Raw genomic sequence first — 25,421 nt, 5'->3', positions numbered from 1 at the left:
TTGGACAGCAGTACCCCCACTGTGCCTGGCAGCACACGCTCCTGTCCCATCCTTGGCGGGCGTGACTACGAACTCACATCGTGACGGTGCGAACCCAAGTGCGCGGATGTGTGGTGGTGCTTCCAGGTGGAAGGGTGCACAGCGACCGTCCCTCGCGGCCGTGGCAGCTGGCAAACGTCAGGATGATGTTGCTCGCCAGCACCCTGCGGCGGCGGTTGGGCCCGCAGGTCGAGGTACGGCGTCTGCGCTACCGTCTGCGCGGGTGGAACGACCCACGGCGTGATCCCCTGCGGGACGCCGAGAAGTTGCTCGACGAGGTCCGCGGCAGGTTCGAGCCGCGCGACATCGCGGTGGTCGGTCATTCGATGGGCGGCCGCGTTGCTGCCCATTTGGCTGCTCGGGGCGTCGTAGGAACCGTGGTGGCCCTTGCCCCGTGGTGGGTGGGCGACGACGGAGACCTGATCCCGGCCGGGACTCGGCTGCTCGTCGTGCATGGCACCGCCGATACGTGGACCGACCCGCGCCGATCGCGAGCGCAGACGGAGCGGGCCCGCCTGCGGGGAGTGGATGCAGAGTGGGTGGGCCTCGAGGGCGCTGATCACTTCATGCTCAGGCGGTGGCGGGATTGGCACCGCCTGCCCGCCGAGTTCGTGGCGAATCAACTGGTGGGTGCCAACCGCACAGCGGTGCGACGCTCTCCGAATTCATCGGGCGAGAAAGGGTAAACAGCAACATGCCTACCGTGTCGAGAACGTTTTCGGTCGACCTGCCGCCGGACCGGGTCACCGAGTACCTGAAGGACTTCGCCAACGCGCAGGAGTGGGATCCCGGCACCCAGTCCTGCACGCGCAGGGATGACGGTCCGCTGGCCGAGGGAGCCGAATGGCACAACGTGTCGAAGATCTTCGGAGTGACGGCCGAATTGACGTACGTGTTGCAGAGGGCCACCGGCAGAACGTTGGTGTTCGTTGGCCGCAACAAGTCCTCGACGTCGACCGACAACATAACCGTCGACGCCTCCGGCACCGGTTCGACCTTGACCTACCGCGCCGACCTCGAGATGCATGGCGTAGCCAAGCTGCTCAGTCCGGTGATGAAGGTGGTGTTCGAGAAACTGGCGAACGACACCCAGTCGCAGATGACGACGGTTCTCAACGGTCTTGCCGCCGGTGGCGGGACGCAACCGCACAGCTGACTACCGCTGCCGTCAATCGCTCGTCGTTCGAGTGTTGTGCCGATCTTCCAACGACAACTGTCGTCGAACCCTTGGCGCTCACCTGACTGGCGTGATGTGGAGTTCGGCCAGGAGACGACGCACGCGGCCCTCGATGTCGTCACGGATCGGTCGCACCACGTCAACCCCCTGCCCGGCGGGGTCGGTCAAATCCCAGTTCTCGTAACGCTTGCCGGGGAAGAACGGGCAGGCGTCACCGCAACCCATCGTCACGACGACGTCGGCGGCTTGCACGATCTCATCGGTCCAGGGCTTTGGGAACTCGCGGGTGATGTCGATGCCGACCTCGGCCATCGCTTGCACGGCGGCGGGGTTGATCTCGTTGCCGGGCTCGGAACCGCCGGACCAGGCGACGCCCTGGTCGCCCGCGAGGTGGTTGAAATAGCCGAGGGCCATCTGTGACCGGCCCGCGTTGTGCGTGCAGAGGAAGAACACGGTGGGCTTGGTGTCGGTGACCTTGCCCTCGACGCGCGCCAGCGCCGTGAGGCGTTGACGGGCCCACCGTTCGGCCAGCAACGGCAGGAAGTTGGGAACGGTCGCGCGCCCAGCGACTTGGTCATAGGAGGAGTGCAGGAACCGTTCGATTGTCTCCAGAGCGAAGTGGTCTGCGAAGTCGTCGTGCAAGCGCGTCGCGGCTGTTCTCAGCGCGAGCTGCTGGTCAATCGAGATGTCGTACATGCGCGGCTACGGATGCGGGGCTGTCGGTCATGGTGTGTTCCGGTCGGCCGTTGGAATCGAGTCGGGGGTGGACGATGTGAAGTGTCGCCGCAGCGCGAGTGACACGTACACCAGGGCGACCAGAACAGGCACCTCGATGAGCGGGCCGACCACCCCGGCGAGCGCCTGGCCCGACGTCGCGCCGTATGTGGCGATGGCCACCGCGATGGCCAATTCGAAGTTGTTTCCGGCGGCGGTGAACGCGAGCGTCGTGGTGCGCTGATACCCGAGACCGAGCGCCGCACCGAGGATGTATCCGCCGCCCCACATGATGGCGAAGTAGACCAGCAGCGGTAGGGCAATACGAACGACATCGAGGGGACGCGAGGTGATCTGAGCCCCTTGCAGGGCGAACAGAATCACGATGGTGAACAGCAACCCGTAGAGCGCCCACGGCCCGATCTTGGGGACGAATCGGTCCTCGTACCAGTCGCGGCCCTTGGTGCGCTCACCGACGCGGCGTGAGAGGTAGCCGAGCACTAGCGGAACGCCGAGGAAGATGAGCACCGACTTGGCGATCTGCCACGGCGACACGCTGATTGACGTTCGGTCGAGGCCGAGCCAGCCGGGCAGCACCGACAGGTAGAACCAGCCCAGTACCGCGAACATGACCACCTGAAAGACCGAGTTGAGCGCCACCAGCACGGCGGCGGCTTCGCGGTCACCGCAGGCGAGGTCATTCCAGATGACGACCATGGCGATGCACCGCGCCAGTCCGACGATGATCAGGCCGGTGCGATACTCGGGCAGGTCGGGCAACAACAGCCACGCCAGCGCGAACATCAGCGCCGGGCCGATCACCCAATTGAGCACCAGAGACGCCGCCATCAACTTGCGGTCGCCGGTCACGGTGTCGAGGCGGTCATAACGCACCTTGGCCAGCACCGGGTACATCATCACCAGGAGCCCGATGGCGATGGGCAACGAGATGCCGTCCAGCTGAACGGCACTGAGCGCCCGGTCGAGGCCGGGCACGGCGGAGCCCAGCAGCAGACCGGCCACCATTGCGGCGCCGATCCACACGGGTAGGAGCCGGTCGAGCGTGGACAGCCGACCGATGACCGGCTCGTAGTCGGCGGGCGTCGGTGTGCTCAATCGCCGACCTTCGGGCCGCAGTCGCACGCGCAAGCGTCGCCGTCGGCGGTCTCTTGCGCCGGGTCGGACGCGCCGAACGTCTCCGCGTCAGCGAGCTTGGTGTAAACCTCCCACTTCTCGTCATCAGGGGCGGTCACCCACACTTTGTCCTGGGTCGCGAAGCAACAGGTGGTGTTCATCTCCTCCTCGGTGAACAGGCCGGCTCCGGCGAGGCGCGCGATTTCCGAGTGCACCGCCTCGGTCGAGTTGACCTCGACACCTAGGTGATTGATCGACCCACCCTTGCCGGCGTTCTCGATCAGGACGAGCTTGAGCGGCGGTTGGGCGACGGCGAAGTTCGCGTAGCCGGGCTTGACCTTGGCAGGCTTGGTGCCGAACAGCGTCGAGTAGAACTCGATGGACGCGGCGAGATCGTCGACGTTGAGAGCGAGTTGAACGCGGGACATGGGAGCCTCCGAGGTGTGCGACATATGCCGAAAGGGTTGTCGGATATTGGTCTACCGACCTTTTTGACTTATGTCAACAGCCTCGGCATAGTGAGAACGTGCCCAAGACACTGCCCGTCATCGACATGTCCGAGCCGGTGTGCTGCGCGCCGGTCGCGGCCGGACCAGCTGATGACGCCGCGGCGCTCGACGTCGCAATGCGGCTCAAGGCACTGGCCGACCCGGCGCGCGTCAAGCTCATGTCGCTGTTGTTCACGGCCTCCGAGCAGTGCACTACAGGTTCACTCGCCGCAGCCGTCGGGCTATCGGAATCGACTGTGAGCCACCACCTAAGTCAGCTGCGCACAGCGGGGTTCGTCACCTCCGAGCGCCAGGGGATGAGTGTGCATCACAGCGCCCGCCGCGACGCACTAACGGCTCTGTGTCGGGTACTCGACCCAAGCTGTTGCACCTAAGACGCTGCCTTGGTCGCCACGCCTAGGGCGTCGCGTTGAATACACCCCGCACACGAGAAACCCGCCCCGACCAATGGTCGGAGCGGGTTTCCAAGGGTGGAGCTAAGGGGATTCGAACCCCTGACCCCCACACTGCCAGGAGCGTGCAGAGAACCTGAACAGGCTGTTTAGCAGGCGATCTGGTCCGTAGCCGACGTGGTTCAACAAGCGATTGTCGTCAGCGTTGTCGTCAAGAATGTCGTCACTAACGACGGTTCCGTTGGTGCTACCGGGCGGCGTGCATCCGACGTGTCGCTACGAGACCGAGGTGACACGTCTTGGCACCCTTGGCACACAAAGGGGCTCTTGGGAGAATAGGCGTTTGCGCTCTAACAGCAGCCCTGCGCGTCAGATGACTGCGCTTGCCGCGGTGGCATTGAACTGCAGTTCCCGATGCGGGACGGGGGCCGCACTGAAGGGCGCGCTTTGGTTGATTAGCGGTTGAGCAACAGTCGGAGCCGGCAACGAAACGTCGTACCGCTCCCCGTCGTGTCCGCGAGTTCGACCACCGATCCCATCGCCCCTAGTCATCTCGAGTGCTATTGTCTAGTGCACTATGGAATCACGTACTGGAGATTCACCTGAGGCAACGGCATCGGGCTCGAACTACAGCCTGGGCGAGCAACTGTCGTTCGCGCTCTACGGTGCTGCGAACCGGATGGTTCGCCTGCACAAGCCATTTCTTGAGCCGTTGGGACTGACCTTCCCCCAGTACCTGGTCATCCTGGCGTTGCTCGACGGAGCACCCCAGACCGTCGGTGCGCTTGGTGCCCGTTTGGACATGGACACGGGAACGATCACGCCACTGGTCAAGCGATTGGAAGCCGCCGGAATGGTGTCGCGCGTGCGTGATCGCACCGACGAGCGGCGGGTCCTGGTCGATCTGACCGAAGCGGGTCGCGCACTCGAAGCAGAGGTCCGGGGCGTCACCGACAAGATCAAGTCAGCGTGCCAGCTCGACGACGCCGGCCTGCAGGACCTTCGTCGGACGCTCGAGGGCCTCGCGTACCCGGCCGCCGACTGACAAACAATCATTAGGGAGCAAGAATGAAGATAGGCATCATTGGCGCCGGCAACATCGGCAAGACCTTGAGTCGCACGTTGAGTGCAGCCGGGCATGAGGTCAAGATCGCCAATTCTCGCGGCCCGGCGACGATCGACCCCGAGGCGTTGTCCACCGGTGCCCGCGCCGTCGACGCGGCTGACGCGGTACGTGATGTCGAGGTCGTCATCCTGTCGATCCCCTTCAATCGCATGCCGTCCTTCGCATCGGTGCTCTCCGCGGCGCCGGCCGACGCCGTCGTCGTCGACACGTCGAATTACTACCCCCTCCGCGATGACCGAATCGACGCCGTCGACGGTGGCGAGGTCGAAAGCGTGTGGTTGTCCGAGCAGATCGGACGGCCGATCGTCAAGGCGTGGAACGCCATCGGGTCGGCGTCATTCGCCGAGAAGGGGGTACCCGCGGGAACTCCTGGTCGCATCGCGATCCCGGTTGCCGCCGACGACCCCGACGCCCGCGGGCTCGGAATGGCGTTGGTCGATCAGACCGGATTCGACGGTTTCGACGCCGGCCCGCTGTCGGAGTCGTGGAGACAGCAACCCGGTGCTCCGTGCTACTGCACGGACCTCACCAGCGACGACATGGGTGCCGCCCTGGCCACGGCCGAGAAGGATCGACTGCCCAAGCGCCGCGACATCTCCATCGCCGCCATCGCCGAACGAGTCGGCGACGGCACGACGAACCCCGACTCGGACTACGCCGTCCGACTGGTGCGCGCCATCTTCATGTGAGCGTGCGCCCCATCCGCGAAGCGAAGGTATTCACATGACGAATAAGCCTGGCCTCATTGACTTCCCGTCAAAGATCGGCGTGTTCTGGAACAGCGAGCCCTGGCCGATCCGCGACGCGCAGAACATAGCCCGCGAGATCGAGGACCTCGGATACGGATCGTTGTTCATGCCCGAGGGCGGCGGCAAAGACGTGCTCGTCGAATCCGCAGCCTTCCTCGGTGCCACCGAGCGCCTGGTGGTCGGGACCGGCATCGCGAACATCCACGTCCGAATACCCACGATGGCCGAAAGTGGCGCCCGGATGCTGACCGCCCTCTACCCGGGACGGTTCATCCTGGGCCTGGGCGTCAGCCACGCCCCGTTCGTCGTAGGTTCGCTCGGCGGTGCCTACCGCAAGCCGCTGGCGATGATGCGCTCCTATCTGGACGGCATGGACTCGGTGCCGGCCGAACTTGAGTCCGGTACCCGGCCGACGCGTCTGCTGGCGGCGCTGGGACCCAGGATGATCGGACTCTCCGGCGAGCGCGCCGATGGCGCACATCCGTATCTGGTGCTGCCCGAGCAGACGCGGACCACCCGCGCCATCCTCGGAGAGGACCGGTGGATCGTCACCGAACAAGCCATCGCCATCGGCGGCAGCGCCGAGGACCAGCTGCGTCGCGCCCACAACCACTTGGATCTCTACTCTCGGCTGGACAACTATCGAAACTCCTGGCTGCGGCAGGGTTTCGACGAGACCGATGTTGTGATTGGTGGGTCGGAACGGCTGGCGCGTGCACTGGTCGGCATGGGAACGGCCGAGGAGGCGGCCGCCTCGGTGACCGCGCATCTGGATGCCGGCGCCGACCACGTCGTCGTGCAGGTCGCCGTCGACGCGCCGACCGAGGACCCGCTGCCCGACCTGCGCGCGCTCGCCGCGGCCTTGGTCCTGTGATGCGCGTCGGAGTAACCTATCCGCAGACCGAATTGGGCGGAGACCCCGGCGCAATCCGCGCCTACGGACAGCGCGTCGAGGAGCTCGGGTACACCCACATCCTGGCCTACGACCACGTCGTCGGCGCCGACCCAGAAGTCCACACCGGCTGGGACCGGGCCTACGACGTGCACACGACGTTCAGCGAGCCGCTGGTCATGTTCGGCTACCTCGCCGCGGTCACCCAGACGGTGGAACTGGTCACAGGCGTGATCATCCTGCCGCAACGTCAGACCGTCCTGGTGGCCAAGCAGGCAGCCGAGGTCGACCTGCTCAGCAGCGGCCGGCTGCGACTCGGTGTCGGTGTGGGCTGGAATGCCGTCGAATTCGAAGCGCTTCGGACAGGATTTCACCAGCCGCGGTGAACGTTCGGACGAGCAGATCACGCTGCTGCGCCGCCTGTGGTGTGAGCAGAGCGTGACCTTCGTCGGCGAGTATCACCGCATCACTGGTGCCGGCATCGCTCCCCTGCCGGTGCAACGCCCGATCCCGATCTGGATCGGCGCGGCATCGGCACCGGGTTATCGGCGGGCCGGCCGAATCGCCGACGGCTGGTTCCCGCTGATCGAACCCGGACCCAAACTCGACGACGCGCGCGGCGTCGTCGCTCAGGCCGCCCTCGACGCCGGCCGCGACCCCTCGACCATCGGAATGGAGGGCCGGACCATCTACACGGGCGACCTCGACACCGTGGCGCGCGACCTGTCGGCGTGGAAAGACGCTGGCGCGACGCATGTTTCGATCAGCACCATGGACGCGGGCCTGGCGACCGTCGACGACCACCTCACCGTCCTGACCTCAGTGGCCGAGTCGCTGCTCTGACGTCTGGCACATCTCCAACGGAAAGATTGACCTCATGGCAACGCAAATCGATTCCACGAAACCCCTCGTGCTCGTCATCGGGACGACCGGCCAGGTGGGCACGCTCATCATGGCGGAGTTCGAACGCGACCCGGGCGACGTCCGGGTCCGCTACGGCGCACGCAAACCCACCCAGGTCGACGAACTGCGCGCAGCAGGACGCGACGCGGTACGCCTCGACTTGGACGATCCGAGCACCTTCGCCCACGCACTGCACGGCGTGGACAGGGTCTACCTGCTGACCGGCTACACCGTGGCCATGCTGACCCAGAGCAAGACCCTCGTCGACGCCGCGGTCAAAGCCGGCGTCGGCCACATCGTGCACCAGGGAGTATTCGCCAACTGGGACGTCACCGACCCGCACTTCGTCTGGCACCAGATGATCGAACGCTACATCGAAGGAAGCGGCGTGGCGTGGACGCACTTGCACCCCAACGTGTTCATGGAGGGGCTGGCGTCCATGACGCCGGTCGATGATGGTGCGTTCAGTGTCTATTGGGGTGACCGCCGGGTCGGATGGATCGCCGCGCGTGACATCGCCGCCGTGGCCGCCACCGTGTTGCGGCAGGGACCTTCTCGACATGGCGGTAAGGAGTACTGGCTGTCCACCGAGGTGGCCTCGGGACCCGAGGTGGCTACTATCCTCTCTGACGTCCTCGGCCAGGAGATTCGCTGCGACATCCGAGGGCCAGAGGAGTTCAAGGCATCCATCGCCAACGGCAGCACCACCGTCGAGTCGTGGTACGCCGACGCGGGCGTGGAATTCACCCGCCAAGTCATCGACGGGCGGATGGGCTACATCGGCACCGTCCGCGACGACGTCGAATTCGTCACCGGTCGCCCCTCGACCTCGCTGCGACAGTGGGCGATCGAGAACCGCGACCGTCTCACCGCGGGCTCGCAGACCTAACGTTCGGGTCCGTGTCCGGGATTCGTCCAGAGAAGGAGTTCGGCAATGAGTCTCGACCTTTCCGTCGACGAGGTTCTCAGCACCACCCGGTCGGTCCGCAAACGGCTCGATCTGGATCGACCGGTACCACGCGAGGTCGTCCTCGAGTGTCTCGAGTTGGCGCTGCAAGCGCCGACGGGGGGCAACGCCCAAGAGTGGCGCTGGCTGTTCGTGGAGAACCCGGAGAAGAAGCGGGCTATTGCAGAGGTGTACCGGACCCAGCAGAAGTCATTGCTGACCGGCAACTTCGCCCGCCATGGTGACATTCGGGACGGTCAGATGAACGCGATGCTCGGGTCAGCCCTCTACCTGAACGAACACCTGCACGAGGTACCGGTCCTGTTGATCCCCTGTGTAGCCGGTCGCCCCGACGGTGGCCCACCAAACGCCTCCGCCGGATTTTGGGGATCGCTGCTGCCGGCGGCGTGGAGTTTCATGCTCGCGTTGCGGTCCCGAGGCCTCGGGTCGGCATGGACCAGCGCGCACCTCATCGGCGACGGCGAGCGGCACGTCGCAGACATTCTCGGTATCCCTACCGACGGTTGGGCTCAAGGCGGGCTATTCCCGATCGCCTACACCAAGGGAACCAACTTCAAGAAGGCGATGAGACTACCCGCCGAAGAGGTCTCCAGCTGGGACTCCTGGCGCTGGTAGGGATTTGGGCTCAACCCCTCCAATCGGGTGCCGCGTGCCAGCCTCCATGGTATTTGCGGTCATCTCTTGACACGGCCCAGTCCTTCCGTGCCCACCCAGGAGCCACCTGAAGGAGGAATTGTCTTTCGCTTTGAACCCGGTTGACACGTCTCAGTTACGTTGGCGCCGTATGCCTTCCCACAACCCGCGCCAACTGTGCGCTGGCCAGCAACATGACGGCAATGAAAGCAAAGAGCGCGGCGACGCCGAGCTGAGCGCCGACGACCGCGCATCCGACCATCCCCGCCAGCAGGCCGACGCCCGCCGAAACCCGGAACTTCGCCAGTCCGGCAGAGGACTCCCCGACCTGGGCCACCACCAAGACGGGCAGGCTCACCGTGGCCCCGGCCAGACTCACACCGAACAGTGCGGCCGCCACCAGGTACACGGTCTCGTTTGCCGCCACGGTCAGCAGCGCCGCGCACACCACGCCCAGCGCGAACGAGGCCATCAAAATGGCCACCACCCCGTCGCTTTGCACGAAGCGGTAGGCGATCAGCAACACGACGATCTCCACCCCTGACATGAGCGCGATCGCAACGGAGATCGTCAGGTTCGAGTACCCAAGGGCGGCACCGGCCAACGGAAGCGCGGTGAAGAGCACACCGCCGCGCAGGAAGTCACCACTCATCGCCAACACCAGCGCCGGGAGACTGCCGGAGTTCTGGCCGAAATTCGGCAGCCCGATCCGCGGCGACGGAACCCCCGGCGGTGCAAGAAGACGCGGTAGCGCCAATGTCACGGCGGTGGCCACGATCAACGACAACGCCCCCGTGCCAACGAACGCCGCCTGGTAGCCGAGCCGACCGTCGACGAACCCCGCGACCAGCAACCCACCCGGCGCACCGATGGCACCCCCGAACAAGAATGCCGCATTGAACCGGCCGACCGACTGCGCGACGTCTCCCGCGATCGAACGGACCCGCACGGCGGCCTGCAATCCGGCGCCGAGCACCACTCCGCCACCGATGCCCTGAAGGACCCGCGAAACCATCATCACGACGCCGCCGGTCGCCAACCCGATCCCGATGCATGCCACCCCGAACACGGCCAACCCCACGGCGAGCATCATCCTGGCGTCGAGCCCTGGGATGAATCGGGTGCCGAACACGTCGACGGCGATCACGCCCAGGGATGCGCTGAGCATGAAGCTACCGATGAACAGTCCGGTATGCCAGAACTCGCGGACGAAGACCACTTCGAGAGGTGCGGTGAGGCTCATCACCACGCCGCCGGCCGCCATCAGCGGCAGGAACCAACGCATCAGTAGTGGCTACACTCATTCTGCAGATTGGCGAGGCCGCACGGGCCTGAGCTCACCGGCAGGGGCACAGTGGCGCCGACTTCGAGACCGTACGCCTCCAATCCGATTACCTTCACCGCACTGTTGGTGAGCAGTCGCATGCGGTGGACCCCGAGGTCGGCGAGGATCTGCGCGCCGACGCCGTAGTCCCGCTGATTACCCTGCTCGCCCTCCTCCCTTCGCGGGGCGTTGCATCGACTCTCGTGCCCGCGTAGATACACCACGACACCGTGACCCTCGTCCGCGACCATCTGCATCGACCGTTCGAATTTCGTCCCGCAGTCGCATGAGCCAGATCCGAAGACGTTGCCCAACAGACACTCTGAATGAACCCGGACGAGCGTTGGTAACCCATTCACACGAGGTAGGTCACCCATGACCAACGCGATGTGCTCTTGGTCGTCGAGCACGGATCGGAAGCCGTGGGCGCGAAACTCGCCGTGGTGGGTCGGTAGACGACTGGACGCCTTGAACTCCACCAGCCGCTCGGTGCGACGTCGGTAGGCGATCAGCTCCGCCATCGTGACGATGGGCAAACCGTGTGCCGCAGCGAATGCACGGAGGCGATCTCCGCGCGCCACCACGCCGTCGTCGTCGACCACCTCTCCGGTCACGCCGACGGGCGGTAACTTGGCCATGCGCAGCATGTCGACGGCCGCCTCGGTGTGACCGGCTCTGCGCAACACGCCGCCGTCAACCGCTCGCAGCGGGAACACGTTGCCAGGCCGACTCAGGTCGCCCGGTCGTGTGTCGGCGCTGGCAAGCAACGAGATCGTGCGAGCACGGTCGGCCGCCGAGATTCCCGTGGTGATTCCAGCCCGGGCATTGACCGACACCGTGTACCCCACACCCCGCGGATCTTCGTTGACCGCCACCATGGGCGGTAGATGCAGCCGATCCAAGTCGTCCGCCGGCATCGGGACGCAGAGGATGCCCCCGGTGTGCCGCATCATGAATGCCAACCGCTGGGGCGTGGCGTGCGCGGCGGCCAGTACGAGATGGCCGTCGTCATCCGGGTTCTGGGCGTCGACCACGATCACCATGCGGCCCGCGTGCAAGGTGTCGACAGCGGCGTCGACCGATGGAGATGCGGCCGCGCTGGCGCCCGGCGCGCGACATCTGGTGCCGATCACGGTCATCCTCAGAACTCGCGCAACGTGTCTCGCACTATCGTGGTGGTGTACTCCGTCCGGGTAAGGCCGAGCTTCTGCAGCTCCGGTACCAAGCCGTCGGTGATCTCGGTGTCGTAGCGGCGGTTGAGCCGCATCACCGGGCTGGTGATCAGGAACCCGTCGCCGCCGACCTGTTCCATCAGCTCGCCCATCTCCCCGGCCACCTTGGCGGGCGTGCCCACGAGCGAGATGTTGGCGGTAAGGCCGCTGCCGGTGACGATTTCACGCAGCATCTTGCCCTCGCCGCTGGACACGGAGCTCTCCAGTGACCCGCGCTCGCCGTTCGTCGACAGTTCGCCAAGCGGCTTGTCCAGATCGAACTGAGAGAAGTCGATCTCGGTGATGGACGAGATCTCAGCCAGCATGTACTCGATGTAGGACGGTGTGTCGAACCACCGGTCTTGCTTGGCCACCGCCTCGTCGTAGGTGTCGGCCACGATGGGTGACACGACGTAGAGCACCTTGCAGTGCGAGGGGTCACGGCCATTGGCCATCATCCGCTCGTGGATGTCGTCGCGGTATGCCTCCATCGCCTCGGCGCCGTCGGCCGGCGCGACGATCGTGTCGGCGTGCTGTGCGGCCAACTCCCGCCCGGGGTGCGACGCGCCCGCTTGGGCGATCGTGGGCCGGTACTGCGGGGAGGGCGCAGTGTTCAGCGGCCCGCGACACTGGTAGTACTTGCCTTCGAAGTCAATGGTGTTGACCTTCTGGTAATTTGCGTACGTTCCGGTCGCGTGGTCGCGCTCGATGGCGTCCGGCTCCCAGGATTGCCAGAGCTTGCTGACCACTGCCACGTACTCGCTCGCCATCGCGTATCGCTCGTCGTGCTCGTAAAGCTGGTCCATGCCGAAGTTCTGCGCGGAGCGATCTTCACCGGAGGTCACCACGTTCCAGCCGAAGCGGCCGCGTGCGATGTGGTCGATCGCGCTGCACGACCGGGCCAGCAGGAACGGGGGGTAGAAGCTGGTCGACATCGTTGGGATTACGCCGATGTGACTGGTCGCCGCCGCGATCAGCACGGCTAGTGGGACCGGGTCATGCTTGGGATTGATGCCGTGTTCGAGGTCGTGCTCCATGGTTCCGCCGAACGCGGTGGAAACCATCAGCTTGTCCTCGATCAGGATGTAGTCGAATTTGGCACGCTCGAAGTCGCGGGCGACGTCGACGTAGAAGTCGCCGGTGACGTCACGGCCGCCGTCACCCCAGCTGCCGCTCCATTCGTCGGCAACGAATTTCAGGAACCATCCCAGGTGGACCTTGTCGGTCATGGCTTCTCCCCTCCTCTGCCCGGGCTAAAGACAAACAGTCGTGCGTTACTCCGGGGTAACTCCGCGATGGCTCCGACATTGCGCTGTCGATCTCATTGGTGCGGCTCGTCACACCAAGCCCGACGGAATACGCTCGGAGGCATACGGCATTGGGGCAGCGGCATGCGTGGCGGCACGTCACCGCCATGGCCCATGGCTGGTGTCTGCCCTACCGGACGTCAGGTTGACGAGATTTCGAGACGGCCGTGGTCACGACCCGCCGCGCTCCGTTACAGTCGTGGCGAATGCTTGAACAGGAGCCGCCACAGCACGTATTCGGACGTCACGTTCCGTGAGAACCAGAACTCGTGAGCCGAGGGGCGCCTTCGGTCAAGCCGTGGCGATCCCGTGAAACTTGCTGCCGTGAAAGATCATCGGGGCGGCGTCGGGGTAGACGGCAAGCGCGACGATCTGCAGCACCACGATTTCGTGATCCCCGGCTTCGATGCGTTTGAACGGTGCGCACTCCAGCCAGAGCGTCGACCCGTGCACGAACACCGCCCCGGTGTCGGTGGCGGTCCAGTCGACACCGGCGAACCGGTCGCCGGTCTTCGACGCCAACGATCGTGCCACGGGCGCGTGTTCTCCGGCGAGCACGCTGAGCCCGAGCCGGTCCAGCGGTGCCAGCTTCGGCCACGTGGCGGAGGTGTTGGCCACGCACACCGACACCAGCGGCGGGTCGAGGGAGACCGAGGTGAACGAGCTGGCCGCCATACCCTCGGGCACCCCGTCGATGAGACCGCAGAACGCCGTGACGCCGCTAGGGAAGGCCCCGAAGGCCTGCCGTAGGAGGGCTTGGTCGAACTTGCCGTTGGTCGCGGTGATCACGACGCCGCCTGCGGGGCGAAGCGACGAGCGAGCTCGAGCCACTTCGGCAGTTCCGGCGAGGTGTGGTACTCGGAGTCCAGAAGGTAAAGGCTTGGTGCCGGGCAGCTGGCACCGATCTCGACAAGCACGGGGCGCAGCGTCAGCTCGGGGGCCATTGCATGAGCCAACGAACCACCAAGCATGAGCGGGAACGTCGTAATCTGCCCCAGTTCGCCTGCCCCGAACTGGTCGAGGAACAGTTTGAGCAATCCGGTGTAGGTGGCCTTGTACGTCGGAGACGCCACCACCAGACAGTCAGCGGACTTCACGATGTCCTTGGCCTCGGCGACCTTGGGGTCTCCCCAGCCGAACAAGGCCGCACCCAGGTCGACGACGTCGATGACGTGTTGAGGGGCAGCGCCGGTCAACTCTTCGGCCACCAGTTCGGCGGCGGCCCGTGTCTTGGACATTGGTTTGGGATTTCCCACGATCACGACGGTCATCGACATCCTCTCCGAGAATCCGGCATCAGGGGTAGGCATGAGCACATTCCCCTAGTGAACAAGGGGCCGACGTCCTCGCTTCCGCCCTGGGGTAAACCTTGCATTGCGCCGCGAATCGGCCACCGTCGCGTTACGCGGCGCAATGGGATGGACATCGACGCGTCCCGATCCCGTTACGCAGCGCGGCTTTGCTTTCACTTACCTAGATTGGACGTTCCGCGCCAGCGCCGACTGCGGTTCCACTCCATCCGATTCGGAATGCCCCACCCGGAAACCGAAGGGCTTCAATCAATGCGCATCGACGCGACAGACATCGCCCCTGAACGGGCGCCTGACCAAAAGGCGCCACGGGCCCGGGTCCGCGACCTGAACGTCACCTTCTCCCGACGTGGGATGCCGTTGCACGCCCTGCGCGGGGTGAGCCTCGACGTCCAGCCCGGTGAAGTGCTGGCGCTGGTCGGCGAATCCGGGTCGGGCAAGAGCGTCCTGGGCATGGCGTTGCTCGGTCTGCTCGACGGTGAACCCGCGCCCATCATCTCCGGGTCGGCCGAGGTCTGCGGCCTTGACATGGTCGCCGCCGATCCGGGCGAGCGGCGCCGCGTGCGCAAAGCCCACCTCGGGGCGGTGTTCCAGGACCCGATGACGTCGTTGGACCCCACCATGAGGGTCGGCAAGCAAATCAACGAACTGACCCAGGATCCCGACGAGGCACGGCGTCTGCTGGAAATGGTGGGCGTGCCCGACCCGATCCGGCGGATGAAGGCGTTCCCCCACGAACTGTCCGGAGGGCTGCGCCAGCGCGTCATGATCGCGATGGCAGTCGCCGGCAAACCGGACCTGGTCATCGCCGACGAGCCGACGACGGCTCTGGACGTCACCGTGCAGGCACAAGTCCTGGCCCTGCTACGCGATCTGTGTAGCGAGTTGGGGACGTCGTTCATCGTGGTGACCCACGACATCGGGGTCGCCTCGCAGATCGCGGACCGCATCGCAGTGCTCTACGGCGGTCGACTCGCCGAACTGGGCACGATGGACGAGGTGCTGCAGGCGCCGTCGCATCCCTACACCTACGGGCTGCTGAACTCTCGGCTCGATCTGGACCTGCCGCTCGGCCACGCGATCAGTGCCCTGCCGGGTCAGCCACCGGACCCGCGGAGCCACCCCCGGGGATGCACCTTCTCTCCGCGCTGCCCGGCGGTGACCGTTGCGTGCTCGGAGGTGCTGCCAGATCCGACGCCGGCCAGGACTCATTCGGGTGTCGCGGCCTGCATCGTGCCGAACGCGACCGCCCAATCACAGGCCCGACAGGACACTCCCCCGTTCCCGGCGATGAGGGAACTCGACCAGGTTCTGCCTGCGCTTCAAATCAACGGAGTCGACAAACACTTCAGGGTGCGGCGCGGGCTGTTCGGTCACGACGACCTACATGCCCTCCGGCACGTCATCCTCGACGTCGCCCCCGGCGAATCCATCGCCGTGGTCGGCGAATCCGGCTCGGGCAAGTCGACGCTGCTGCGGGTGGTGGCCGAGCTCATGGAGCCTGATGGCGGCACCGTGAGCTACGTCGGCGAACGACCCCAGATGGTGTTCCAGGACGCGGGCGCCTCCCTGACCCCCTGGATGTCAGTGGGCGAGATCGTCGGCGAGCGGCTGCTCAAGACGACCACTCGGACCAAACGCCGCGAACGAGTCGATGCCGCGCTGCGTCAAGTTGGCCTGCCGCCCGACGTGGCCGACATCAAGGCCTCCAGCCTCTCCGGCGGCCAACGCCAACGAGTGGCCTTCGCACGCGCGATCATCGTGCCGCCCCGTCTACTGCTGTGTGACGAGCCGACCTCCGCTCTCGACGCCTCCCTGGCGGCCTCGGTGCTGAACCTGCTTCAGGAGCTGCGCCGCGAGCTCGGCATGGCCGTCATGTTCGTCACCCACGACCTGGCCGCCGCACGATTCGTCGCCGACCGGATCGCCGTCATGTACCTTGGCCAGATAGTCGAGCTGGCGCCCACCGAAGCCCTCATCACCAACCCACAACACCCCTACACCAAGGCGTTGCTGGCCTCGGTGCCCAGCCCAGGCAAAGCGCCGGTGCGACTACCCGGCGAACCAGCCAGCCCCCTGTCGGTGCCGTCTGGGTGCGCATTCCACCCGCGCTGCATCGAACGGGTCGCACGCTGCGACAGCGTGGTTCCGAAGCTGTTGTCCACCCCCGACTCCACTCGGCACCTGGCGTCGTGTCTGTTGACCAACGATGAGCTGACCCCGCCGCTGATGGGGTGACCTCGGCTACCCACGAAGGCGCAATTTCCCGGCAACGTAGCCGAACCGCGGGTGACATCGAAGGCGCGTCTACTCGCAGGCAATGTGCAGCGCCGGCAGCGCCGCTGATCTGCCTGATCGACACGAGGAGCACCAATTGGCCATCGCAGAGTTCTACGTACCGACAGAACTGAGGCGTAGCCGCAGCCGCCTGGCTCTGGCCTCACGGCAGTACTTCCAAGGCGCATCGGTGCCGACCTACGTCGCCTTCGGTGCGTTGGCACTGCTCTTCCTAGTCGCAATCTTCGCGCGCCAGCTCGCACCGTTCGACCCATTGATCGCGGTGGACAAGCCGATGACCGCACCCGGCGGCGCCCACTTAATGGGCACCGACACCGTCGGACGCGATGTCCTCAGCCGGGTGCTGTGCGGGATGCAGACCAGTTGGTTCGGCGCCCTGGCGGTGGTCGGGTTCTCGGTGGTCTTCGGCGGCCTCATCGGGCTGATCGCGGGGGCGGCCGGTGGCTGGTTCGACGCCGTCCTGATGAGGATGACCGATGCCTTCCTGGCCCTACCTGGACCCATCCTGGCGCTCGCGGTGGTGGCCGCTCTCGGCCGGTCCTACACCCACACGCTGATCGGTGTCGCGATCGTCTGGTGGCCGCTCTACACCCGCATCGTCCGGTCCGAGGTGCGCAAACTTCGGGTTTCGCCGCACATGGAGGCGGCGCGAATCGGTGGGGTGGGTTGGTGGCGTCTACTGCGGAGACACCTGTTGCCCGGGGCGATACCCGTGACGATCGTGACCGCGAGCCTGGACATCGCTGCGTTGGTCCTGATGTTGTCCAGTTTGTCGTTCCTTGGCCTTGGAGCTCCTCAACCTGCGCCCGAGCTGGGGTCCATGAGCGCCCAGGGCATCACCTACATCTTCAGCGCATGGTGGATCCCCATCATGCCGGCTGTTGCGGTGGCGATCATCGCGATCATCGCCAATTTCGCTGGCGACGCGCTCCGTGATCGAATCCGGGACCGCTGATGCTGACCATCCTGCCCCGACGCCTCCTCGGCGCAATTCCCGTGCTGCTCATTCTCATCGTGGCGGTATTCACCCTGCAGAAGGTGGCGCCGGTTGACCCGGTTGCGGCGCTGGTCGGCGCCAAGGCGTCACCGGAGGTATACGCCGCCGCGCGGCATCAGCTCGGGTACGACCTGCCATTGCCGATGCAGTTCCTGCACTACCTGGTGAATGCGCTGCAGGGAGACCTCGGACAATCCAGCTTGACCCGCACCCCGGTGCTCTCCGACATCGCGAAGTTCCTGCCGGTGACGCTGGAACTGCTGTTCCTCGCCATGGTGTTCACCGTGCTCGTCGGCGCCTTCCTCGGCCTGGCCACGGCGCAGCGTTGGCGCGGGTCCGGGGTCCTGCGCGTGGTGATGATTTCCGGCGCGTCCATACCGGTGTTTCTCGCCTGCCTGCTCGGCATGCTGTTGTTCTATCGCTACCTGAACATCCTGCCGGTCACCGGCACGACCGCCTACTACGACGCCCCGACGGGTCCAACGCACTTCCTCCTCGTCGACAGCCTTCTAGCCGGGCGGCCCGAGGTGTTCTTCGACGATCTACTTCACCTGATCCTTCCGGCGTTCTGCATCGCGCTGACGCCCGCGGTCTCCGTCGGCCGAGTGCTGCGCAGCAGCCTCGAGACGACGATGCACGGCGACCACATTCGCACGGTGCGGGCAAAGGGATTGAGCGAGAACAGAATTCTGTTGATGCACACCGCGCGAAACTCTCTCGGACCCGTGCTCGCGTTGATGGGTCTGCAGCTCGCGGTGATGATCGGCAACTGCATCCTCGTCGAGTTGATCTTCGCCCGTCCAGGTATCGGCCTGTACATCGCACGAGCCATCGACAAGGCCGACTTCAACGCCATTGCCGGGGTGACTCTGGTGGTCGGCGCGTTATACGTCGTCACCAACGTCGTCGTCGACGCACTCCAGTCGCTTGCTGATCCACGAGTCGCACTGTGACGCATGGATTCCCGCCAGAGCCGGAGCCGTTCAGGAGCCCGGCCGTCCACGAACACCACGCCGGGAGTCCGCTGCGGCCCCGGGGCAAACGAACGTGGCTAGAGCACGCTTGGCGCCATCGGGGTCACGATGATTCTGTAGGCACCCAGGGAGGCGGTGCCGCAGGACCTCGCCCCCCATCTGGCCTACCCTGTGCGGAAAGCACTGCCGTCAACGCGATTCGGTCTCCCCGGACTCGGATATGGGAAAGCGCGCGCGGCTGCCCGTCCTGATCCACGATGACGTCGTCGACGCAGATCATCGGCGCGCCGAGCTCCACGCCGACCAACGCGGCGGTCTGCTCGTCCGCAGCGACGGCGCTGATGGTGCAATCGCTGCCTCTGATGCACACGCCCAGATGTCGCTCGAGGATCTGGATGACGTCCGAGTCGTCGACGTGGATGTCTTCGGACTGTTCCTCGCCGAGCGCGAGATAGTTGACCTGAATGCCCAGCGGCAGATCATTCTGCAATAGCAGGCTTTCCACCATCAACACGGTCCAGCCGGCCGGCAGATGCAACCGATCGCGCATCAGAGGCGGGCAACCCAACGAGCGGCACTCGAGAAGGCGTGCCTCGAATGGGTAGAACTCCTCGACGGGCACCAGGAGCAGATCCGTGGCTCGCGTCCCGTTCTTGGTCTCGCGCGTGACGAAGCCTTCACGGGCGAGTTGTTGTAGCACCGCCCTGACCGTGTTACGGCTGGCCGAGAGCCCCTCGACCAAGTCGCGCTCCTCGAGCACCATGCTTCTACCGTTACGGACCAACGTCGAGCGAAGTAGATCGTATGTCCGGCGCGCCGAGTTGTTCAGCCGATCTGGGGTCTGACGCTGTCGCTGGAAGAGCACCTCGGGACGGACTCTTCCCGCAGGTTGCGAACGCTCTCGACGGCCCGCATCCATACGGGGGGTGGGTTCAGGTGTTGGCACCGAAGAACACTCCTCTTATCTTGTTTGCGATCATCAACATTCGCCGCCGTTCGGCATGTGACCACACAGAAATAAGCAAATGCGACTCCAGTCTGAACTAGGGTCTGTATCAGGCCCACTGTTTGGGTAACCATCTCGTTAACACGGCCGACCGCGTGTGGAGCGGCCTCGTCCCCACTGGTCGAGAGAAAAGCCGGTTGCCACCGCGTTCACCCGCATGCCGAGCGGAGACCATTCCACACCGGGGATGCGAATCACCTTGGGTCACACCGGCGTTGGAGCGGGCATATGCGACGTTCAATCGGGACATGCCGCGACGAATGCCCCAATATTGACACGTTCACGATGCTACCGCGCCGTCGCCGGCCATGAACGTGCCAAAGCCCCGGCCGCACCGGAACCGCCGAACGGCCGGCAGATCTCCGGCACCGCTGCCGGGACACGTGATCACGGCGACGTGGCCCGCGAGGCGTGGTCCGTCCACGGCGTCTCGGGCCGTTCTAGGCTACCGAGGGCGGCGTGGAGATACTCGGCCAGCAGGGTGGAACCCGAACCCAACGCGACGAGAGAAGTCTCGGTCGATCATGTCGTAGCATCACTGCACGCCGACCTCCGCAGCAGGGAAGCCTGCAGGCTGCCGACGCCGGCACGGCCGCACATCGGGCGGCGATCGACCGCAGCGTGGACCGACGAGGGCTCGCACGAACACCGCCGTTTGCCGATCCCTCCAATCTCCTCGGCCCAGATGATCTGGACGGCAGCCCACTCCAAGCACGAACCAAACGCAGGTCGGCTTCCGCTCGACACCGGACAGCCCCGTGACCCGCCCGGTCCTCAAAGGCTCTGCCTCACCACCGAAGTCGGTCGATCGACTGCGGGTCGATCGCCGTGCTGGTCGCGGCCCGACTGAGTAGTCCGCAGAGCACGGTGCTGCGGGTGTAGCCGGCCGGACGACTGATCGCCACCAAGACGTCGGAACCGAGGCGCGCGACGGCGAGGTTTGGCGCCACCGTCGTGACATCGATGGTCGTGCCGCCGGGGCTCAGGGCCGTGACGACGGCCGACACCGCCCGCAGCGGTGTGTCCAACCAATTCCCTGAGGTCAGCCGCCGAGCGGAGGCAAGCACCTCCATGTCGTCGAGGGACAACCCCCCGGGGATCGAAAGCGGTGAGGGACTGGACATGGTGACGTTCACGAACAACAACGGACCCCATTGCGCCACGGGGAATCTCACGACCCGGCGGCCATCGCCGAGGAACCCGACCCTGGCTGCACCCGTCGGATCGGTCGTACCGTCGAGTACGCCACCGTCCTCGCTAAACGCACACGCTCGCTGCGGACACCTGACGTTCCGGGTGCTTCCACAATGCACCGGGATCGAGACACAACCACCGAAAGGTCGAGCGTTGAGCGCGGCCTGCAGACCATCCTCGGTGCGCCGCACGTGTACGGCGTGATGTCCGATCGTCGCGGGGAGCACCGCCCCGACCTCGGTCAGCTCTGACGCCAAGCCGACGCCCACCCACTTTTGCGTCCAGTCTTCGAAGTCCGCCGACGGATGTTGCCCCGTGGACGACGACCGCAGCACCAGGTCGCCGATCACCACGCTCATCTTCTCAGCCCCCGACTTCCTCGGGCAGGTGGTAATTCAGCGCCGGCGTGGACTCGAACCGACCGCGGGGACGAATCTCGGAGGGATCCGGCGTCGGCAGTGGCCCGTCCCGCATGAAGTGGTCGAGCACGTTGCCCGTCAGCCTCGAGATGTTGTTGTCATAACCGTTGTGGGACAGACTGCCGCAGTATGAAATCGAACTGAACGACCACACCGCACCGCCGTGGGGCGTCTCGTGGAACGCCATGTCGGCGCGGATTCTGGGATTCTGTGTACCGGTGTGTCCAGGGGAGTTGGTCAAGATCAGCTCCGTCACCGTCAGGTACGCATCGGTGTGCAGCCCGGCAGACGTCGCAACCAGCAGGGTGTGCGGCGGCGAACCGAGCGTGGTGTCCACGTTGTCCACTTCCGCACCGGCCGCGCCACCGCCGACCAGACCGAAGTCGCCGAGTCGTTCGCCGTAATCGATGCCCTCGAAGGCCCAGGCCACCCGGGGGTCGTCGCTCTCGGGGGTGCGCTTGAAGTACGTCGAGGCGTCAAAGCCCTGCGCCACCATCGACGTGCCACTGACCGCGGCCATGTCGCGGCCGAGGAACCGCCACATGCCGCCGAGCTTGCCGTCACTCTGGTGGTAGTACTCGCCGGGCTGCGCCTGCCACGGCCGTATACCCGACTCACAGCGACGCATCTCGGTGATCTCGCCCCGCCCGTACGCGGGATGGAAGGTGTGCCGCCAATAGAAGCCGTCACCGCCCATGTACATGAACCTGCCGCCCCGGTCCTTGTAGCCGTGGATGGCATCGAGGTAGTGGCCGTCCTTGTGCTCGGGGTGCGTTCCGGTGATCAGGACGTTGTAGCTCTCGATCCGCTCCAGGCCGTCATAGCTGATGTCCTCGTCGGTGATGACGTCGAATTCGTACCCCATCTCGGTCAGCCAGTCGATCAGGTGCAGGTCCGCGTTGAACTGCCATGGTGCTTGCATGGTGGGCGAGTCGCACTTGGGCCGGAAGTTGAGGATCGGCCGTAGCCGCGACGACAGGTGGACCCCGGATCCGTCGCTGTGGGTGTCATACGTCGAGTAGCCGTACTCTCGGTGCACGCTCAGGAAGACGTGCTGCGGCGCCATGATCGGCGTGCGGTACATCAACGCCTCCATGCTCCCGCCGTTGCTGGCCAGATGTTCGTTCGCGTAGGCCAGGTAGTCGGTGGTCGACATGATGACGGCAATTTTGGACTGCGGCGCACCGAGCGGCGTACGGACCATGAAGGGGACGTAGTCCTCGTCATCGGCATCGGTGGTGAGCTTCATCGCGTAGACCGCACTGGGCAGGTCATCTGGAACCGCCAGGGTGAAGTCGACGGCCCAGCGCGCGTCGTCGACGTCGTCGTCGTGGAAGTGGATCGCGCCGTACTCGCGATGGTCGGCGCTCCACGAGGTCTGCGCGCCGTTCCAGTCGTGCCCCGTCATCCCGCGGGAGGGCAGTCCCACCAGTTCCCCGTCGAGTCGGTACGGGCCGACGTCGACGATGGTGCGGGTCGGTATCTCCAAGCCGAAGTCCCAGGCGGCCACCATCGCCGCACCCAGCTCCGCCGACGGTCCGAGGCCCCGCCGCTCGTCCATCCCCGGTGCGGCACCGAGCTTCATGGTCTCGATCTCCAGGCGCGTCAGCACCCGCGAGCACAACCGGGCGGCATCGATCTTCCCGTTGAAGTAATCGGTCATCACCCAGCCGTGGGGCTGGCGGGAGGCGCCGTCGGGCTGCGTGTGCACCGGGTGCGCGGCGAACGTGAACGGCACGGCGGTGTGGACGGGGGGTTCGACGAACACCGACTCGACGACCCCGGCTTCGGGGTCGAGCGCGTAGCGGATCTGCGGCTCGGAATACACTGCGACACCGCCGTTTTCGGCATCGTAGGTCGCTGCGACGAAGAGCCAGGCCCGATCGCGTGCCGGTTGTGGAGCGGTGAGGGTCTGGTCGTTGATTCTTAGACACACCCGACCCTCGAGGTCGACGAACAGGCCGTAACCACGGTTCTCGGCCCATTTGCCCATGATCATCTGCTCGCCGGGCGCCCAGTAGCCCGCCACCTTGATGGGCATCGTCGGCCAGATCCAGCACTGCATGGTGAAGCTGCTCACCCGCAGCGGACCGCGATCGGTCACCATGCCGTAGGAACCGGCGTGAATGGTCTGGAGGCGGCCCTCATAGGTGCCGTTGACCGGTGAATCAAGGATTTCCTCCTTGAACCCCGGCCCGGTCGGGTGGGTATCGCCGTGGATCAGCTTGACCAGTTCGGCACGGTAGGAGGCAGGGCCCTCGCAGCTCACGTGAAAGTCGACGCTGTCCCCCTGCTCGACGGACCACTTGCTGCCATACCCGGTCAGCCGCAGCAGGTCTGGGTAGGCTCCCGCGCCCGGTTCGGTATCGGTCACGAGCTCCAGTTCTCCCCTCTGGCCTTCCACGCCGGTGCGTAGTGCTCGGGCATCCCGTCCTCGGCGGGGTACTGATCGAGTCGCATCGCAAAGATCTCGGCCTGTGCGGCCTGTTCGTCGGTGAACACCCGGTCATCGGCGAATCTTGGTGAGATGCCGCGGATCCCGGACAGCCGGGCGATCCGCCACTCCTTCTCGGGCTTGGTGCAGACGATGATCAGCTTCCCGCCGAATGCCGCCGTCGGCTGCATCCGCATCCGGGTCAGCACCCGATCGAGTTGGACGTCGTCCTGGATGCCGCCGTGCACGCCGATCGCACTGCCCGGCCGCTCCGTTCGCAAAACGGAGAACGCAGCCACTCCGTGAAAGTCCTCGACGCTCGCCTCGATCTCGCTCTGCATCTTCTGCTGAGTGGCGTCGTCCTGGGGGATGGGGATCATCTCGGGGCCTCTTCCGACGAAGGAATCAGAACTCGCGCAGGGTGTCGCGAAGCAGGGTGGTGGTGTACTCCGAGCGGGTCAGGCCGAGCCTTTGCAGTTCGGGTATCAGGCCGTCGGTGATCTCGGTGACGTAGCGGCGGTTGAGCCGCATCACCGGGCTGGTGATGAGGAAGCCGTCGCCGCCGACCTCTTCCATCATCTCGCCCATTTCCCTGGCTACCTGAGCAGGAGTACCGACGAGCTCGACACTGCTGGATACCCCACTGCCGGAGATGATCTCGCGCAGCGTCTTGCCCTTGCCTCGGGAGACGAAGTCCTCCAGCGAGCCCCGCTCACCGTTGGTCGTCAGTCCCTCGGGCAGCGGCTCGTCCAACGCGAACTGGGCGAAGTCGATCTCGGTGACCGAGGAGATCTCGGCCAGCATGTACTCGATGTAGGACGGATCGCGCAACCACCGGTCCTGCTTGGCCAAGGCCTCATCACGGGTGTCGGCCACGATGGGTGAGATTAAGTAGAGCAGCTTGCACTCTCCAGGGTGCCGGCCGTGGGTCTTCATCCGCGCGTGGATGTCGTCGCGGTAGGCCTTCATCGCCGCGGGCCCGTTGGCTGGCGCGACGATCGTGTCGGCGTGCTGTGCGGCAAGCTCACGTCCCGGCGGCGAGGCGCCGGCCTGCGCGATGGTCGGCCGATATTGCGGCGAGGGGGCGGTGTTGAGCGGGCCGCGGGACTTGTAGTACTTGCCCTCGAAGTCGATCGTGTGGACCTTCTCGTAGTCCGCGTACGTCCCGGTCTCGTAGTCGCGCACGACGGCATCGGGTTCCCAGGACTCCCACAGCTTGGAGATCAGCTCGAGGTACTCGGTGGCGCGGGCGTATCGATCGTCGTGCTCGTAGAGCTTGGCTAGCCCGAAGTTCTGCGCCGAGCGGTCCTCCGCCGAGGTCACCACGTTCAACCCAAAACGCCCGCGAGCGATGTGGTCGATCGTGCTGGCCAACCTGGCCAACAGGAACGGTGGGTAGAAACTGGTCGACATGGTGGGGACGACGCCGATGTGGCGGGTGGCCGCGGCGATCAACACCGCCAGCGGAAGCGGGTCGTGCTTGGGGTTCACTCCGTGCTTCAGATCGTGCTCCATGGTGCCGCCGAAGGCGGTCGACACCATGAGCTTGTCCTCGATCAGGATGTAGTCGAATTTCGCGCGCTCCAAATTCTTGGCCACGTCGACGTAGAAGTCGCCGGTGAAGTCACGCCCACCGTCACCCCAGTTCCCGTTCCACTCGTCGGCGACGAAGTTCAAGAACCACCCCAAATGAAACATCCCGGTCACAACGT

General features: G+C 65.4%; 22 protein-coding genes and 3 pseudogenes. 12 read left to right on the top strand and 13 right to left on the bottom strand.

Going from position 1 to position 25,421, the window contains the following annotated elements; translation table 11 throughout:
• The first annotated feature begins 80 nt into the window (after positions 1–80).
• Positions 81–725: an alpha/beta hydrolase gene (locus H7K45_RS30040; RefSeq protein ID WP_308206449.1), complete on the top strand. Its 645-nt coding sequence runs from the start codon at positions 81–83 to the stop codon at positions 723–725.
• Positions 726–733: 8 nt separating this feature from the next.
• A complete protein-coding gene (locus H7K45_RS30035) occupies positions 734–1,195 on the top strand; it encodes an SRPBCC family protein (protein WP_263999846.1) in 462 nt (153 codons plus the stop codon).
• 78 nt (positions 1,196–1,273) lie between these two features.
• On the opposite strand, the pseudogene H7K45_RS30030 reads toward H7K45_RS30035, so the two are convergent.
• The 3 genes and pseudogenes from H7K45_RS30030 to H7K45_RS30020 all read right to left on the bottom strand — a co-directional run bounded on the left by H7K45_RS30030 (position 1,274) and on the right by H7K45_RS30020 (position 3,492).
• Positions 1,274–1,943: pseudogene (locus H7K45_RS30030) on the bottom strand (arsenate reductase ArsC).
• Between the two features lie 8 nt (positions 1,944–1,951).
• Positions 1,952–3,046, bottom strand: a pseudogene (gene arsB / locus H7K45_RS30025) (ACR3 family arsenite efflux transporter); the annotation flags it as partial.
• Entirely contained in the window at positions 3,043–3,492 is a 450-nt protein-coding gene (locus H7K45_RS30020) for an ArsI/CadI family heavy metal resistance metalloenzyme (protein ID WP_263999845.1), read from the bottom strand. The gene H7K45_RS30020 and the pseudogene arsB, both read right to left, overlap by 4 nt.
• Positions 3,493–3,590: 98 nt before the next feature.
• Here H7K45_RS30020 and H7K45_RS30015 point away from each other — a divergent pair, with 98 nt between their 5' ends.
• The 7 genes and pseudogenes from H7K45_RS30015 (at position 3,591) to H7K45_RS29985 (ending at position 9,217) form a co-directional block, all read left to right on the top strand.
• A complete protein-coding gene (locus H7K45_RS30015) occupies positions 3,591–3,947 on the top strand; it encodes an Rv2640c family ArsR-like transcriptional regulator (RefSeq protein ID WP_263999844.1) in 357 nt (118 codons plus the stop codon).
• Between the two features lie 595 nt (positions 3,948–4,542).
• The gene (locus H7K45_RS30010) at positions 4,543–5,010 is read left to right on the top strand and encodes a MarR family winged helix-turn-helix transcriptional regulator (RefSeq protein ID WP_263999843.1); all 468 of its coding nucleotides are present in this window, start codon (positions 4,543–4,545) and stop codon (positions 5,008–5,010) included.
• A gap of 23 nt (positions 5,011–5,033) precedes the next feature.
• On the top strand, positions 5,034–5,780 hold the full coding sequence (locus H7K45_RS30005; protein ID WP_263999842.1) for an NADPH-dependent F420 reductase: 747 nt from the start codon (positions 5,034–5,036) through the stop codon (positions 5,778–5,780).
• 34 nt (positions 5,781–5,814) lie between these two features.
• The gene (locus H7K45_RS30000; RefSeq protein WP_263999841.1) at positions 5,815–6,714 is read left to right on the top strand and encodes a TIGR03620 family F420-dependent LLM class oxidoreductase; all 900 of its coding nucleotides are present in this window, start codon (positions 5,815–5,817) and stop codon (positions 6,712–6,714) included.
• Positions 6,714–7,575 (top strand): annotated as a pseudogene (locus H7K45_RS29995) (LLM class F420-dependent oxidoreductase). Before H7K45_RS30000 ends, H7K45_RS29995 begins: the two are co-directional and overlap by 1 nt.
• 34 nt (positions 7,576–7,609) lie before the next feature.
• Positions 7,610–8,524, top strand: a complete 915-nt coding sequence (locus H7K45_RS29990) for an NmrA family NAD(P)-binding protein (RefSeq protein WP_263999840.1) — start codon at positions 7,610–7,612, stop codon at positions 8,522–8,524.
• Positions 8,525–8,569: 45 nt separating this feature from the next.
• Complete coding sequence (locus H7K45_RS29985; RefSeq protein WP_263999839.1) at positions 8,570–9,217, top strand: nitroreductase family protein; 648 nt, start codon at positions 8,570–8,572, stop codon at positions 9,215–9,217.
• Positions 9,218–9,371: 154 nt separating this feature from the next.
• On the opposite strand, the gene H7K45_RS29980 is transcribed toward H7K45_RS29985, so the two are convergent.
• The 5 genes from H7K45_RS29980 to H7K45_RS29960 all read right to left on the bottom strand — a co-directional run bounded on the left by H7K45_RS29980 (position 9,372) and on the right by H7K45_RS29960 (position 14,348).
• Positions 9,372–10,520, bottom strand: coding sequence for an MFS transporter (locus tag H7K45_RS29980; RefSeq protein WP_263999838.1), 1,149 nt, complete (start codon positions 10,518–10,520; stop codon positions 9,372–9,374).
• The gene (ribB, locus tag H7K45_RS29975) at positions 10,520–11,698 is read right to left on the bottom strand and encodes a 3,4-dihydroxy-2-butanone-4-phosphate synthase (protein WP_263999837.1); all 1,179 of its coding nucleotides are present in this window, start codon (positions 11,696–11,698) and stop codon (positions 10,520–10,522) included. The genes H7K45_RS29980 and ribB overlap by 1 nt, the downstream gene beginning before the upstream one ends.
• A 2-nt stretch (positions 11,699–11,700) precedes the next feature.
• On the bottom strand, positions 11,701–12,999 hold the full coding sequence (locus H7K45_RS29970) for an NtaA/DmoA family FMN-dependent monooxygenase (RefSeq protein WP_263999836.1): 1,299 nt from the start codon (positions 12,997–12,999) through the stop codon (positions 11,701–11,703).
• A 369-nt stretch (positions 13,000–13,368) separates the two neighbouring features.
• Complete coding sequence (locus H7K45_RS29965; protein ID WP_264000070.1) at positions 13,369–13,863, bottom strand: flavin reductase family protein; 495 nt, start codon at positions 13,861–13,863, stop codon at positions 13,369–13,371.
• A complete protein-coding gene (locus H7K45_RS29960) occupies positions 13,863–14,348 on the bottom strand; it encodes an NADPH-dependent FMN reductase (protein WP_264000069.1) in 486 nt (161 codons plus the stop codon). Before H7K45_RS29960 ends, H7K45_RS29965 begins: the two co-directional genes overlap by 1 nt.
• Before the next feature lie 291 nt (positions 14,349–14,639).
• Here H7K45_RS29960 and H7K45_RS29955 point away from each other — a divergent pair, with 291 nt between their 5' ends.
• The 3 genes from H7K45_RS29955 (at position 14,640) to H7K45_RS29945 (ending at position 18,635) form a co-directional block, all read left to right on the top strand.
• Positions 14,640–16,625 carry a dipeptide ABC transporter ATP-binding protein gene (locus H7K45_RS29955; RefSeq protein WP_263999835.1) on the top strand — a complete coding sequence of 662 codons (1,986 nt, stop codon included), beginning with the start codon at positions 14,640–14,642 and terminating at the stop codon, positions 16,623–16,625.
• Positions 16,626–16,761: 136 nt separating this feature from the next.
• Positions 16,762–17,640 (top strand): ABC transporter permease, encoded by an 879-nt coding sequence (locus H7K45_RS29950; protein WP_263999834.1) that lies wholly within the window; start codon positions 16,762–16,764, stop codon positions 17,638–17,640.
• Positions 17,640–18,635, top strand: a complete 996-nt coding sequence (locus H7K45_RS29945) for an ABC transporter permease (RefSeq protein ID WP_263999833.1) — start codon at positions 17,640–17,642, stop codon at positions 18,633–18,635. The genes H7K45_RS29950 and H7K45_RS29945 overlap by 1 nt, the downstream gene beginning before the upstream one ends.
• A 124-nt stretch (positions 18,636–18,759) precedes the next feature.
• Here the strand turns inward: H7K45_RS29945 and H7K45_RS29940 are convergent, their stop codons facing one another.
• From H7K45_RS29940 to H7K45_RS29920, 5 genes are all read right to left on the bottom strand, one after another.
• Positions 18,760–19,419 (bottom strand): GntR family transcriptional regulator, encoded by a 660-nt coding sequence (locus H7K45_RS29940; protein ID WP_263999832.1) that lies wholly within the window; start codon positions 19,417–19,419, stop codon positions 18,760–18,762.
• 1,031 nt (positions 19,420–20,450) lie between these two features.
• Complete coding sequence (locus H7K45_RS29935) at positions 20,451–21,215, bottom strand: Rieske (2Fe-2S) protein (protein WP_263999831.1); 765 nt, start codon at positions 21,213–21,215, stop codon at positions 20,451–20,453.
• A gap of 4 nt (positions 21,216–21,219) precedes the next feature.
• A complete protein-coding gene (locus H7K45_RS29930) occupies positions 21,220–23,649 on the bottom strand; it encodes a N,N-dimethylformamidase beta subunit family domain-containing protein (RefSeq protein ID WP_263999830.1) in 2,430 nt (809 codons plus the stop codon).
• Complete coding sequence (locus H7K45_RS29925) at positions 23,646–24,089, bottom strand: N,N-dimethylformamidase alpha subunit family protein (RefSeq protein WP_263999829.1); 444 nt, start codon at positions 24,087–24,089, stop codon at positions 23,646–23,648. The genes H7K45_RS29930 and H7K45_RS29925 overlap by 4 nt, the downstream gene beginning before the upstream one ends.
• 25 nt (positions 24,090–24,114) lie before the next feature.
• Entirely contained in the window at positions 24,115–25,407 is a 1,293-nt protein-coding gene (locus H7K45_RS29920) for an NtaA/DmoA family FMN-dependent monooxygenase (RefSeq protein WP_264000068.1), read from the bottom strand.
• Positions 25,408–25,421: the final 14 nt, after the last annotated feature.

Origin of the sequence: Mycobacterium yunnanensis (assembly GCF_025823185.1) — a bacterium.
Classification (GTDB): Bacteria; Actinomycetota; Actinomycetes; order Mycobacteriales; family Mycobacteriaceae; genus Mycobacterium; species Mycobacterium yunnanensis.
The sequence above is the reverse complement of the archived record's forward strand: the minus strand, read 5'-3'. Positions and strand labels throughout refer to the sequence as shown.